Annotated in this window: 17 protein-coding genes; 4 read left to right on the forward strand and 13 right to left on the reverse strand. The window is 46.7% G+C overall.

Translation table 11 applies throughout. The features are described 5' to 3' along the window. Positions 1–67: 67 nt before the first annotated feature. Together KNO76_RS08180 and KNO76_RS08185 are read right to left on the reverse strand one after the other, a co-directional pair. A complete protein-coding gene (locus KNO76_RS08180; protein ID WP_251127942.1) occupies positions 68–688 on the reverse strand; it encodes a DUF4352 domain-containing protein in 621 nt (206 codons plus the stop codon). Between the two features lie 135 nt (positions 689–823). Continuing rightward, entirely contained in the window at positions 824–1,009 is a 186-nt protein-coding gene (locus tag KNO76_RS08185; protein ID WP_214884572.1) for a hypothetical protein, read from the reverse strand. A gap of 162 nt (positions 1,010–1,171) precedes the next feature. Between KNO76_RS08185 and KNO76_RS08190 the strand changes: the two genes are divergently transcribed. Then, a complete protein-coding gene (locus KNO76_RS08190) occupies positions 1,172–1,549 on the forward strand; it encodes a DUF3021 family protein (RefSeq protein WP_214884574.1) in 378 nt (125 codons plus the stop codon). A gap of 36 nt (positions 1,550–1,585) precedes the next feature. Here KNO76_RS08190 and fliT read toward each other — a convergent pair whose 3' ends face one another. The 5 genes from fliT to KNO76_RS08215 all read right to left on the reverse strand — a co-directional run bounded on the left by fliT (position 1,586) and on the right by KNO76_RS08215 (position 4,667). Continuing rightward, positions 1,586–1,939 carry a flagellar protein FliT gene (fliT, locus tag KNO76_RS08195; protein WP_214884576.1) on the reverse strand — a complete coding sequence of 118 codons (354 nt, stop codon included), beginning with the start codon at positions 1,937–1,939 and terminating at the stop codon, positions 1,586–1,588. Continuing rightward, positions 1,936–2,310, reverse strand: a complete 375-nt coding sequence (gene fliS / locus KNO76_RS08200; protein ID WP_012726961.1) for a flagellar export chaperone FliS — start codon at positions 2,308–2,310, stop codon at positions 1,936–1,938. The genes fliT and fliS overlap by 4 nt, the downstream gene beginning before the upstream one ends. A 14-nt stretch (positions 2,311–2,324) precedes the next feature. After that, the gene (gene fliD, locus KNO76_RS08205; RefSeq protein WP_214884579.1) at positions 2,325–4,019 is read right to left on the reverse strand and encodes a flagellar filament capping protein FliD; all 1,695 of its coding nucleotides are present in this window, start codon (positions 4,017–4,019) and stop codon (positions 2,325–2,327) included. Positions 4,020–4,031: 12 nt separating this feature from the next. Then, the gene (locus KNO76_RS08210; RefSeq protein WP_214884582.1) at positions 4,032–4,388 is read right to left on the reverse strand and encodes a flagellar protein FlaG; all 357 of its coding nucleotides are present in this window, start codon (positions 4,386–4,388) and stop codon (positions 4,032–4,034) included. Positions 4,389–4,469: 81 nt separating this feature from the next. Further along, complete coding sequence (locus KNO76_RS08215; protein ID WP_214884590.1) at positions 4,470–4,667, reverse strand: hypothetical protein; 198 nt, start codon at positions 4,665–4,667, stop codon at positions 4,470–4,472. 142 nt (positions 4,668–4,809) lie between these two features. On the opposite strand from KNO76_RS08215, the gene KNO76_RS08220 reads away from it, so the two are divergent. Continuing rightward, complete coding sequence (locus tag KNO76_RS08220; protein ID WP_214884592.1) at positions 4,810–5,646, forward strand: endonuclease; 837 nt, start codon at positions 4,810–4,812, stop codon at positions 5,644–5,646. Between the two features lie 438 nt (positions 5,647–6,084). Here the strand turns inward: KNO76_RS08220 and KNO76_RS08225 are convergent, their stop codons facing one another. The 5 genes from KNO76_RS08225 to KNO76_RS08245 all read right to left on the reverse strand — a co-directional run bounded on the left by KNO76_RS08225 (position 6,085) and on the right by KNO76_RS08245 (position 11,031). Beyond that, positions 6,085–7,455, reverse strand: coding sequence for a flagellin N-terminal helical domain-containing protein (locus tag KNO76_RS08225; RefSeq protein ID WP_214884594.1), 1,371 nt, complete (start codon positions 7,453–7,455; stop codon positions 6,085–6,087). Positions 7,456–7,713: 258 nt separating this feature from the next. Then, positions 7,714–9,006, reverse strand: a complete 1,293-nt coding sequence (locus KNO76_RS08230) for a methyl-accepting chemotaxis protein (protein ID WP_214884596.1) — start codon at positions 9,004–9,006, stop codon at positions 7,714–7,716. A gap of 122 nt (positions 9,007–9,128) precedes the next feature. After that, on the reverse strand, positions 9,129–9,452 hold the full coding sequence (locus KNO76_RS08235; protein WP_034770911.1) for a hypothetical protein: 324 nt from the start codon (positions 9,450–9,452) through the stop codon (positions 9,129–9,131). Positions 9,453–9,462: 10 nt separating this feature from the next. Next, a complete protein-coding gene (locus tag KNO76_RS08240; RefSeq protein ID WP_214884601.1) occupies positions 9,463–10,290 on the reverse strand; it encodes a GNAT family N-acetyltransferase in 828 nt (275 codons plus the stop codon). 255 nt (positions 10,291–10,545) lie between these two features. Next, the gene (locus KNO76_RS08245) at positions 10,546–11,031 is read right to left on the reverse strand and encodes a hypothetical protein (RefSeq protein WP_214884603.1); all 486 of its coding nucleotides are present in this window, start codon (positions 11,029–11,031) and stop codon (positions 10,546–10,548) included. Positions 11,032–11,187: 156 nt separating this feature from the next. Between KNO76_RS08245 and KNO76_RS08250 the strand changes: the two genes are divergently transcribed. Next, positions 11,188–11,685, forward strand: coding sequence for a hypothetical protein (locus tag KNO76_RS08250; RefSeq protein WP_026825392.1), 498 nt, complete (start codon positions 11,188–11,190; stop codon positions 11,683–11,685). A 118-nt stretch (positions 11,686–11,803) separates the two neighbouring features. Here the strand turns inward: KNO76_RS08250 and KNO76_RS08255 are convergent, their stop codons facing one another. Next, positions 11,804–12,091: a putative quinol monooxygenase gene (locus KNO76_RS08255; protein ID WP_214884606.1), complete on the reverse strand. Its 288-nt coding sequence runs from the start codon at positions 12,089–12,091 to the stop codon at positions 11,804–11,806. A 124-nt stretch (positions 12,092–12,215) separates the two neighbouring features. Between KNO76_RS08255 and KNO76_RS08260 the strand changes: the two genes are divergently transcribed. Continuing rightward, positions 12,216–13,130: a YitT family protein gene (locus KNO76_RS08260; protein ID WP_026825390.1), complete on the forward strand. Its 915-nt coding sequence runs from the start codon at positions 12,216–12,218 to the stop codon at positions 13,128–13,130. The last annotated feature ends 1 nt before the right edge of the window (position 13,131 follow it).

Genomic DNA, 13,131 nt, shown 5'->3' on the forward strand with positions numbered 1-13,131 from the left:
AATTCAAACACTTATTTTCCAATGACCATACAAAAAAGCGTGCCGATATCACTCGGCACGCCTACTTTCATTTTGTTACGTTGATGGTGAATTCGTATCGCTCTTCTGCCACTCTCTCAAACGCTTCGTTCGAAGGTCCATTCGTGAAATATTTTACTTCAGTCAACTCTTCTGGTTTCGCTTTGACGAAGAAGAGAACATTGCCTTCCTTTTTCACCTTCCCTAAAAATTCTCCACCGACGTCATCCGAGAAAAAGAGGTCTGCCTCGACCTGCTCTCCGGAGTTTGTGACAATCGTACCTTGATCGGGATAAAAACGAATCGCATCGTCGATTGTATTTTCTGCAATCACATTCATGGCGACCACCGTCACTTCTTCAGCTCCATCAAATAAATCACGATACACCTCGTTCACCTGCAAGCGTGACGTCTGTACTTTGTTGATTGTGAACTGAATCGGTCCCATCGTCTCCGTGATCGTAAGTGCCTTATTCTTCATGTAGATTTTGTTTGTGCCGAGTTCACTCTCTTGAACGTCTTCATTCCCAGTGGTCGATTCTTCAGCCGCACTTGCTTCCGCCTCTGCCACTTCTTCCATATCCGTGGCCGTCGTCTTCAGTTCATCTGCTTCCCCGCATCCGACAAGCAGTGCGAGCGGCACCGCCACCAGTAAGCCAAATCTTTTCATGTTCATCTCTCCCTTTCCAAAATCTAATTGATGTGGTTAAGACGAATATAACGAATTGACTAACGGTACCGTATTAAGAAAAAGTTCCAGGCAAAATAAAAGTCAAGGTCCGGAATCGAACCTTGACACATATACTTATCCTCTTGATTTCAGCTCTTCTTCCTCATATGGGTCGGGACGCTCCTCGATTGGCATGTCATCCTCGACGTATGCCTCAAGCTTCGGGTCACGTTCTACATACTCATCGTACGCTCCCTCTGGACCATAGACGAAATAACGGCGCTTCCGTGACGATATCGGTTTGGACTCTTTCTCACGCATCTCGTTTCCCTCCTCTTTCCAGAAAAGAAGCAACGGCTACATTGATGTTTACCCGATTATAGCGGAAAACAGACCTGATTTCATCCTCGCTTTTTCTCTGGAACCTTTTTTTTGCATAATGTTCGCATATATTCATACCGATTCAATGAAGGGATGGTACATATGCAATTATTGAAAAAAGGAATCATGCGGAGTCTCATCTGGTCTCTGCTATTCGCGATTCTCGCCCTCTATCAAGGCGTGTCAGGAAATACAGGCGGCGTACACGCCATGCTCGTCTACGCCGGGGTTGCCTTCTTCCTCGGGTTGACGAGTGTCATTTACGAGGTTCGACAATGGTCGTTCAAAAAACAGATTTTCATTCATTGGAGCGTCATGCACGTGACAATCCTGCCACTCCTTTGGTTCGGTGGAGCTAAGCCAATCACCTTGCTTCAAGATGCTACACGTCTCTACTTAAACTTTACGGTAAGTGGTCTCATCTTGTTTACCGTCTCGTATTTCATCATCCGGATGCGTCGCCAAGTCAACGCCTCTTAACACAAAAGCTCGAAGGCATGTGCCTTCGAGCTTTTGTTATGTCTGTTGGTCGAATAGACCGGAAAAGTTGGAATCGACGTCTTCATATGGATCGACGTACGACTTGACCGTCTTCCGTTCCATCCGTGCTGTCCCGAGCGTCATCCCGAGACGCTGGTGTTCGGCTTCAATGAGACGAGCAATCTTTTGACTGTCGTCGACAAGCTGCCGGAGGACCATCTGATCGGCTTTCTCCAAGTCAGGACCGTGCGCCGCGAGCAACTGTTCCCGGTCGTCCAAGAGCTCATGAATTTGTTCCATCCACGTGTCATACGTCGGCTCCTCCGGAACTTTCGCCAGCAACTCTTTTAAGCGCTGTGTCTTTAAGATGATTTCATCGATTGGTCTCATGACTGCTTCGCGAGTTTCATCGCTTCCTTCCACGTGTCACGGAGTTCCGTCGTGAAGTCGAGTACTTCGTCGAGGATGGTCGTATCGTTTTTGACGTTCGCATCGACGAGACGACGCCACATGTAGTCATAGAGCGAGTCTAGGTTTGCCGAGATGGCGATGTCTTTATTCAGTGTGAGACGAAGCTCTTGGAAGATGGCTTGCGTCTTTTGAATGTTGATGTTCTTCAAGTCAGGGTTTCCCTGGTCGATCGCAAGCTTGGCGAGGCGCATGAACTTGAGCGCCCCGTCATAAAGCATAAGCGTCAGTTCCTGTGGATTCGCGGTCGTGACCGCATTGTTTTGATAAGCTGCGTATGGATTGGCTACCATTTAAATTCCTCCTCTTACATGCCTCCGCCTAAAAACTGTTGAAGTGAAGCGGCTTGTGAGTTCGCCTGGTTCATCGCCGTTTCCATCGCGGCGAAGCGACGGTAGTAGGCATTTTCTTTATCGATGAGTAAATCATTGAGTCGTTGGATTCGTGTATCCATCTGCGTCATTTCGCGGCCCATTGAATACGTCGGAGCACCAGCCCCGTCCGCACCGGCGATTCGTGTGATCGTCTCACGTGAATCTTTTGCGGCGTCACGGATTTGAGGAAGAAGTCCCGTCTCTTCATCCGTGAAGAGTTGATACACTTGTTCCGGGTCTTTCTCGATAGCGGCTTTTAACTTCTCTTCATTCAGCTCGATCTTTCCGCCGTTCGTGAAGTCAGAACCAGTGGAGAGACCGATTTGGAACAAGCGAGACATGTCTAAATCATTCGTGCTTGATGTCGCGCCTGACCATTTTGAGCGGAGAGTGTCCATCGTCCCTCGAAGGATTGTGTCTCCTCGGAGCATCCCGCTCATTGCTTTCTCTTCCCACTTCTTGATCTCATCTTCAGACAACTCATCACGCTGTGCTTGCGTGAGCGGTGCGAATGAACGGAAACGCTCTTCGCGTGTCTTCTTGTTCATGAGATCAATCGTCTCATTGTATTTATCGACGAAGCCTTTGATGTTGTCAAAGATTTTTTGAGTGTCTGTGGCAGCGGAGAGAGTGACAGCTCCTTCTGTTTCTAAAAAAGATGACTTTAATGTCAAGGTCATGTTATCAATCGTCGTCGTGTTCGAAGCACGTTCGACTTCAATCCCATTTACTTTGAACTTCGCATTTTGTCCAGTTGGAACAACTGTCCCCATACTAAAGGCAGATTTGAAGTTGGTATCAAATTGAATGGTAGAGGTTGCCCCAGTTTCCTTCGTCGACAAGGAGATTTTTCCGGTAGACGATTCAAAGAAAGCAGAAAGTCCTGTCTCTTTACTATTTAACTGACTCATCAAATCTTGTACCGTTGCGTCCGCACCTAATTCAATCTTTTGATACGTCCCGGCTGTACTAGATTTGTACTGAATTTCAAAGCCAGTCCCAGAGGAGAACGAAGCAGAAACATCTTTTGGAATGACTCCACCAGGATAGTTCGTTGTATTGGTAGCGGTGACTTTGCCAGTCGTCGCGTCATACGCGAAGTCAGCAGCATTTAAAACATTTCCTGCCGCATCTTTTAAGACGACTGTCGAAAAGTCCAAATCTTTCGGAATCGTTAACTCAGTTCCAGCCGTCTCTTGAATGACTCGCTTCTGACCGGCGACAAACCCATTCATATCTGATAATTTTGTTGTACTTGTCAACTTCTGTCCATTACGATCGACAGCATCTAAAATCGTCGTCGCCGAACTGGCCAACTGTGTAACCGAGTCGATCCGAACCGCGCTATTTCCACTTGAAGGTCCGGCGGTCACACTGATTTTTGACTCATCAGATGAACTAGACGTCTTCGCATAGAAGTTTCGGCTGAACATCAAATCGACCGCACTGTTCCGTAAAGTCATGAGGGAGCGGTTTATTTCGCGATACGCATCGCGTTTCCATTCCGTCGTTTGTTTCTTTTGTTCGAGTTTATCGACTGGTGCACGCTCAGCCTGCATCAATTGTTTAATAATCGTATCCGTATCGATTCCACTGGCGAGTCCGCCAAATCGGATTGGTGTCGTCATGAAAATCCTCCTTTATATCCGTTCATCGAAGAGTTGGTTGAACTCCATGAACGCCGCAAAGAAATCGAGGGATTTTTTGCTTGGGATTTCGCGGATCACTTCATTGTTCGTATCCACGATTTGAATATAGTAATCGTTCAATTTTTCATGCTTCATAAATTTTAAGCCAGTACGTTGTTGATCCAGTACTTGATTCGCCTTCTCGACAGCTGCCTCTAACTTGGTAACGTGTTGAGGCGTCGGAAGAATGACGATGCCTTCGTCAGCGAGTTTCGCTTGGTTCGCTTCGACGAACACGTTTTTCGTTTGTTCATATGGCAAGACGGAAGAAGGTAGGTGAAGCCGGACTTCTGAAATGGTCGGGTTCATATGGGTCTACTCCTCTTATAATTGTTCTCATGGACTTTATCGGTAGGAATGAACCTAATTTATAGTGATTTAATCAATTGATTATCGTTTCTCAGATTCAAGAAATTTCACTTGTGCTTGTAGCTCTTCAAATTGTCTTTGTAAATGATTCCTTCTTTTCTTGTCACATGTTATCGCTTCATATGCAATCGATCGCATCGTTAGTAGTAAGTCTTCTAATTCGGCTAATCGCTTTTGTTCAAAAGATATAGCTTCTAATTCTTTTAACAACTTCTCCAATCGGAAAACACCTTCTCTCGTTTTACTTATCGACATGTCAATCAAAAATTGAATGTGAGCCAATGAATTAATGGCTCAGGTCATTCGAATAAATTGGGAATAACTGAAGAGAGGTGACTGATCGATAAAGGAGAGAAACGTCATGGACTGGGAAGGACTATCCGAAGAACAAGTCGCTATTTTGGTCGCTAGTATTTTGGGGGATGGGGAAATTACAAAGTGTTATGCGTATGACAGAAGAAAAAATAATAGTTACCGAGAACATTTTAGTTTAGGTCAGTTGAGTTATCGGGAGTGGAAACAGCGAAAACTGCCAGATTTACTATACTTACGTGGAAATAATCTAGTATCAAGATCCATTCCACTCATGACAAGACTATTTCCTCTTTTTTATCCGAACAATAAAAAGCATATCCCATTCGAATTATTGAAAGACATTTATCACCCGACATGTATACTGACACTGTACTTAGACGACGGTTCACTTCTTCTCAGTAAACGATTTAACCATAAGAAAAAAGAAATTCAATTCACACCACATATCGCTTTCTATTTACAAGCCTTTTCGAAAGAACAATTAGAGCAGCTCGCTGAATGGATGAGAGACCATTACAATATCAACGTTCGTACGTCTGGAACTCCAAGTGGCACTGGCTATTACTTAAAGACGACAAAAGTAACGGATACATTTGATCTCTTAAATTTATTGAAACCTTACCAAACCGAACTACCAAATTTTATGTACAAGTTGTCTTGGGAGAATCGTTTAGACGCTGAGATGAGACATTATAAGCAAACACACTCTGAATATACGATTCGCGTTTCGATTCCTGCAAGACCTTATAGTCATGACGAAATCGAATCACTGATTGAATGGAAACAGCAGGGTGTGACAGACAAGGAGATTGCACAACGCTTGAATCGAACATATTGGTCAGTCGTCTATAAATGGCAAGACGTGAAAAACCGTGAAGCATAAGCTCCACGGTTTTTAGTATAACTTTTAAATAGTCAATTGCTATATTAACGGAGCAATTGAAGTACAGCCTGAGGCTGTTGATTTGCTTGCTGGGACCCATATTTTTCAATATGGCCTAGACTATATCTTCACCCTTTTACAATTTCAATATACTACTAATCACTATTGTAAAGTAGGGGCTGGGCACTTCCCTCGCCGTTTACGAGGTACGGATCTCATAACCATGGACGCTATGTCGGTAGGTCGTTCATCCTAGTCGTTGAACCTTCATCACAGTTTCCTGACAGATGCTCGGCTGCTGATTGTCCAATCCCTTCCTTTTTTCAAACGTTCACGCTCACCGTTTCCAGTCACGTTGTCGTAAGGTGGGCTCTAAGGAGTTCCAGCAATTCACCCAGTTATATTCTTATCCGTTACCAGATAAGACGCCCGTAAATCTTACCGAAGGAGTTGGAGAACCGCTTCCGGTTGAGATTTTGCTTGAGCTAACATCGCTTGCGCAGCTTGGTTGAGAATATTGTTCTTCGTGAAGTTCATCATCTCTTTTGCCATATCTACGTCACGAATACGTGATTCTGCAGCTTGGAGGTTTTCAGCAGATGTACTTAAGTTATTAATCGTGTGTTCAAGACGGTTTTGATTTGCACCTAACTTTGAACGTTCTCCAGAAACTGATTGAATAGCTTCATCCAACTTTGTAATTGCAACCTGTGCACCAGTTTTATTAGATACATCGAGGTCAGCAATATCAAGTCCTGCTGTGTCCATGTCACCTAAAGCTAATTTTACAGTTTGATTTTCATTTGCTCCAATTTGGAACTCAAGAGAATTATCCTGAATTTTGATATCTGCATCGTTAGTTCCGGCAGCTAAATCTGAGTTGAAAGTAAACTCTAATCCTCCGACATTTACTTTTCCAGAAGTATCATTAACTAGAGTAGTAGTACCAACAGTAGTGCTTGTTGAATCAGTGACAGTAAATGTAGCTGACTGCCCTACACTAAACTTGAGTGTTCCTTCACCAGTTGTGTCACCGCTTGAATTTGGAACAGTAAAGTCAAATCCACCGATAGCTACAGTTGTAGCTGATTTTGCTGCTGTAACAGTAGCTAGTTCTTTACCATTCGCATCTTTTAAAAGGTAATCAAGTTGAGTGTTATCTCCACTATTAGTCTGTGCCTCTAAAGTGTAATTACCCATTTCAACCGTTGATCCACCAGTAATTGCAATACTAGTTACATCTGTAGTATCACTAATTTCAGTAAATACTTCATCTGCTCCAGCAGCAACTGTAACAGTGTAAGTGTCTGCTTTTAAATCATCGTTACTTACTTTCACACCAGTTAAACCTGTATTAGCAAAGCTCGATGTAGAATTCGCATTTTTTGCAACACTACCATCTAACAATTTTTTAGTGTTGAACTCTGTTGTGTTAGAAATTCTATCAACTTCCGATTTCAACTGAGAAACCTCTTTTTGAATTTCATTTCGATCAGCATCTGTTGTTGTATCGTTTGACGATTGAACAGATAATTCACGCATCCGTTGAAGGATAGAATGCGTTTCATTTAAGGCGCCTTCAGCAGTTTGAATCAGAGAAATTGCATCTTGTGAGTTTCGTGTCGCTTGATCGAGACCGCGAATTTGACCACGCATTTTTTCAGAGATTGCAAGACCAGCAGCATCATCGCCAGCACGGTTGATGCGAAGACCTGAAGACAATTTCTCCATCGCTTTACCAGTTTGAGTCGTGTTGAACGACATGTTACGGTGTGCGTTCATTGAGTTAAGGTTGTGGTTAATAATCATTGTAATTTCCCTCCATAGGTTTAAAGTTTTTCCGCTCTTCCAAATCCTTTTGTCCGAGCATGCAAGGTTTAGGCCGGCCCCTCACCTTACATTTTTTTGGAACGTTTTATCGTTTCCATACTCTATATCGGAGTGCGTTCCTATCTGTTTAGTCTTTTTCGAAAAAAGTTACACGTTTTGAATAGAAATCTTCAAATTGCATAAAAATAGCCCACTCTCGTCGGCTTTTGATGACCAACTCGAGTGAGCTATTCTAACTTACACTTCCACCTTCATCTGTTCCGTCTCATTCTGCAAACTCTCTGCGACCCGAACGAGCTCTGACATCGCCCCGTTCACCTCACCAAGACTAGCCGCTTGTTGGCTCGCTGCTGACGTCACTTCATTCGCATAACGCGACGCTTCTTCGACCATGCCGACGATGCCTGCCGAGTTTGTCACGACCGAATCGATTTGACCGCGTGACTCATCGAGGAGTGAATCGACCGAATGAACATGGCTGTAAACTTCATTCGCTGAGTTATGAATCGACGCGAACGCACCACCCGCTTTTTCAACTAAACCGACACCTGTCTCCACTTCTGCTTTGACGTTCGCCATCGAAGACGATGTATCGCCAACGAGACGCTTCACGTCTACGATGAGGTCCGTGATCTCTTGAGTCGAGTTCGCTGTTTGTTCTGCGAGCTTTTTCACTTCTGCCGCAACGACAGCGAATCCACGACCATGCTCTCCGGCACGTGCCGCTTCAATCGATGCGTTCAAGGCAAGCAAGTTCGTCTGTGCCGAGATGTCACTGATAACATCCGTGATACGTGAAATCTCGCCTGTCATTTCTGTCAACTGGCTGTTGAGCGTCGATGACTGTTCGACTTTCCCAGCAATCGCATGCATCGCGTTGACGGAAGACGAGGCGAGGCCTTTCCCGCTCTCTGCTTCCTGTTGCATCTCGCTCGCCGAATCAAGCGCCGACGACATCTCTTGACGGATACTCTCCATCGTACGCGCGACCGTTCCAAGCAAGTCCATCGAACTATACGTCGCACTGACATTGTCTTCTAACATCTTATTGAGGGAATCCATCGCAGAACGAATACTTTCGCCCGCCACGTTCCCTTCTTGAACGGAAGCTGCGATTTCCTGTGCCGAACCAGTCAATTGGTCCGCCGTGTAACGCATATTCGTGCCTTGTTCCCGAAGGTGTTCGACCATGTTGTCCATCGACAAGAGTAAACGTCCCATTTCTGAACGATCCGTCGTCTTCTCGTCTGCGAAGTGCACCGTCAAGTCGCCGTTTCCGACTTCGACGGCTTTTTCAGATGCCATTTCGACCGCTTTCAGTGGTCGACGGGCAATCAAGTAGATGACGATGCCGCCGAGTGACGAGATGAGTAACGCCGCGACCGTACCGACGAGCATGACCTGACCTTGTTCCATCTCGAGTTCCGTCAAGAGTAATAGGGTGATGTAGCCAACCGCTCCGCCCGTGATAAAGGATGTGACCAAAATCCACGCGAGCAATTGCGTCGTAAAGTTTTTAAATACTTTCACTGTTTGTTCCTCCTCATTGTGTTCATCACTTACTATATCGTCCATTTTCCAAAGAATGTATAGCGTTTTCAGTTGAACGTTTGGTCAATGAAAAAACGTACCCCGTCAAGGAGTACGTTTCGTCAAAATGCTTCGTCGTCACGTTCGACATGCATCATACGTCGTGGTGTCGTCGCCGCATCAATCGCAAGCGTGATGGCTGCTGCCCAGTGTAGCATCATCCCGACAAATGGGATAAAGCCGAGGACTGAGGCCGCAATTCCGACCGCCGCCCCGTACGAGAATCGATTCAGTCGACTAAACGAAAGAATCAATACGATCACGTGGTACACGAACATGAATCCGAGGGGCGAGTACCCCATACTGATGATAAACAGACCACCGAGAAGTGGGATTCCGAGAAATGCTTCAAACGCCGCGCCGAGCCATTTTAGATTTTTCACCATGTGGTTCACCTCATAATTCGATCATGTAAAACTCATAGCCGCCATTCTCCGCAAAACCGGCACGCTTATAAATATCGAGCGCCGCCTTGTTTTCCGTCTCGACATCGAGCTCGACTTTCGTCCGACCCATGCGGAACAGTTGTTGCACCATCTGTTTCAACATTTTCGTGCCGTAGCCTTTGCCTTGCTCGCCTGCTTTGACCCCAAAGGCATGGATGCTTGCCGCATCATCCCCAATGAGAAGGGCGCGAATCACGCCGATTGGTTTGCCGTCCACTTCACCGATATACGTCACGCGATCTGGCGTGTCGATTTGTTGATAGATGTTTTCCGTCACATCGACCGGGTCACCGAACGCCTCACTGAGCGTCGCGATGATGAGCGGACGGTCGTCTGCTGTCGCCTCACGTAGCGATACCTCGTCCGGCTTCAAGAAGAGCTCCGCCTTTTTCAAGATGAGATTGTATTCCGAGAACTGATACGCCGCCTGAAGATGCTCGAGCACTGCTTTCCCGGAATTTGAATTTCGGTCGATGACGAACGTGAACGCTTCGCAACCGTTCAACTTCGCATCTTGTTTCGCCGTCTCAAGCAGTGCCGTGAAGACACCTTGCTTCCGGTATTCCGGATGGACGAGCGCATTCACTTCATACTCCGTCGGAAGATATGGGAAAAGCATGAGATAGCCGACGAGTGTCTCCTCGTCATATACTGCATAATCGTTTTGCCCGACCGACTCATGCCCGACTTTGACATCGATCTTGTCGTTCGCGTTGACCGCCTGTTCTAACGCCTTGACGTCATCTGTCTGTCTTACTTCTTCTACTGTCCAATTCATTCATATCACCTCATTTGTATTGTAGCACAAAGGAAAAAGCCCGCCGTAGCGAGCAGACTCTTAGTCATTCCGATTATTCTGAAAAAGATACGTCACTTCTCGCATTGTGACCGAGATGACCACAATTATGATCAAGGTGACCCAACTTTCTTGTTTCGGTAAATCAAACACATATACCACAACGATAAACAGAAGGGCTACAATCAATCCCTCCGTATAATCCCGTTTCCTTGTTCGCACACGACCACCCGTTCCTTATAACGTCCGAAACTCTAGCTCAGGAAGGGTCTCGATCAACTCGGTGATCTCGTCCGTATGTGCCTCGGCACCCGGGACGGCCTCGGTCGGTTCGACCCAGAAGAACGTCTTATCGTTCGTTCCGAGGTAGTTGCCGTAGCCGACCTCTGTCGCGAACGTCTCTTCTGTCAACTCACGGTCGATCAAATCCAGGTGGAACAACAGTTGGTCGTCCCCGCCCTCGACGTTATAGTATAAATCGAACGTGCCGTAGCTCTTCGTGTCCCCGATGTCGACGACGTCCTGCGCCTTCTCGATATAGACGTCACCCCGCTCGATCGCCGAGACAATCTTCGACGGCAAAATGATCTCGTAACCGAGCTCACGGTCACGGATCGTCTGAGTCGTGTCCTCTGTCCGCCCCCGGGACGAGACGACACCGACCGTCGCCACCAACGCACCGGTCACACCGACCGCGAGCGCCCACTTCATCGATTTGTTCACAAGAACCACTCCCTATTTGTTGATGTCTTCACTTGATTATCCCACAAGTTGATAACTTTTCATTAAATATTCTGAAAAAATGTTTCCCCTTACATTGACGAGTGTCCACCAATCCCATACGATGGTAATAACGTACTATAGAAAAGAGGAACTGACATGTCTAACGAAACTACTTTGACGCGCGCCCAGCTCGACGCACTCCTGAAAAACGTCTTCGCCCTTCAAATCCCGGTCATCGAGAAATTCATGACGGATTTGTTTAAACAATACGTCTCGACAGCATCTACGTTCAAGCAAGATATGGACACGATGAAAGCATCTGACTGGCACAAGCATTTCTTCGGTCAAAAAGTGATGCCGCACCTCTTCATTGAGAACCTCGGCTTCGGCGCATCGTTCCGCCACCAAGGTCAAGAGAAGGTCGTCAGCATCCCCGAGAACATGACGGTCGTCAAACCGGACTCGGACGCACAAATCAAAGAGATTTTAGAGAATCTCGATCAGACGCTCGCATCGATGGACGGCGTCAAAAACAAAGGGCTCGTCAAGAAATTTTATAAAGAAACACTTGAACTCATCTGCCAACTCGGTAGCCGTACCGGTATGATGGATGACTTCTACGATAAAGTCAAAGGCAGTTTGACAACAAGTTGATGACCATCCCCTCGCTTATAATGAACGAGGGGATTTTTCATGTCTCTTTTCGAATTGCTGATTCTCCTCACAAAAAAACGGACAGCTTTCAGCCATCCGTCTCGTCATTCACCCTCTGTCATGACCGTAGTTCGAGCGCGGCGATTCGCTCCATCCGCTCGAGGATTGGCTTCGCCTGGTCGATATACGCCTTCACTTCAGCAAGCGACAACGACGCCGCATGCGCATCCTCACTCCGCCACACTTCATATACGAAAACCGTGTCTGCCTCGTCAAGCGACACGTGGACCCGATACGATTCACAGTCCGAAGTCGCCTCCATCTCACGCGCTGCTTCCGATAAAATCGCCACGAGTCTGTCGCGTTGCCCCGCTTTCGTGACGAGCTTGCCAATCAGTGCGTACATTCTCCATCTTCCCCTTTCTCTTGCATCGACTCATTCCACTTTCCATGTCAGATTTCCTGCCTTGACGGCTCACATGCCTTGAAGGTTTGCTATACTTAAAGAAAATGGAAAGGGGGCACCCCGTATGCAGCGTACACCCATGCCTTCCCCGACACCGGAGGAAGTGCAGCGCTTAAGGCGCGAACATAATCCGATCAAGGCATCCGAACTGTTTGCGAAAGTCGTCCTCTTACTGCTCGGCTCCCTCGTCTTCGCGGTCGGTTTGGAGGCCTTCCTCGTTCCGAACCAAATCATCGACGGAGGAATCGTCGGCGTCTCGATTATCGTCTCGTATTTGACCGAGACGAAACTCGCAATCTGGCTCGTCCTCTTCAACTTGCCGTTCATCTATTTTGGGTATCGACAAATCGGGAAGACGTTCGCCGTCGTCACATTGACGGCAATCTTGCTCATGTCGGCCTTCACCATCGTCCTTCATGACATCAAGCCATTCACCGACGACCTCTTGTTGTCGACCGTTTTCGGTGGCTTTTTACTCGGGGCCGGGATCGGGCTCGTCATCCGTGCAGGAGGTTCACTCGATGGGACAGAGATTCTTGCCGTCTCTTTTACGAACCGCTTACCGTTCTCGGTCGGTGAAATCGTCATGTTCTTCAACATCTTCATTCTCGGGACAGCCGGTTTCGTCTTCAGCTGGGACCGGGCCATGTACTCGCTCCTCACGTATTTTATCGCTTTTAAAACAATCGATGTCGTCTTGGAAGGGATTGATCAGTCGAAAGCGGCGTGGATCATCACGACGGCACCTGAAGAAATCGGCCAAGCGATTATGGACCGGCTCGGTCGGGGCGTGACGTATCTGCATGGAGAAGGTGCCTATACCGGAGACGGAAAGAAAGTCGTCTTCACCGTCATCAGCCGACTCGAGGAGACGAAGCTGAAAGATATCCTCGATGACTATGACGAGAAAGCTTTTCTTGCTATCGGTAACATTCACGACGTCCGAGGCGGACAGTTCAAGAAAAAGAATATTCACTAAA

It is taken from the genome of Exiguobacterium sp. s101 (assembly GCF_018617835.1).
GTDB lineage: Bacteria > Bacillota > Bacilli > Exiguobacteriales > Exiguobacteriaceae > Exiguobacterium > Exiguobacterium marinum.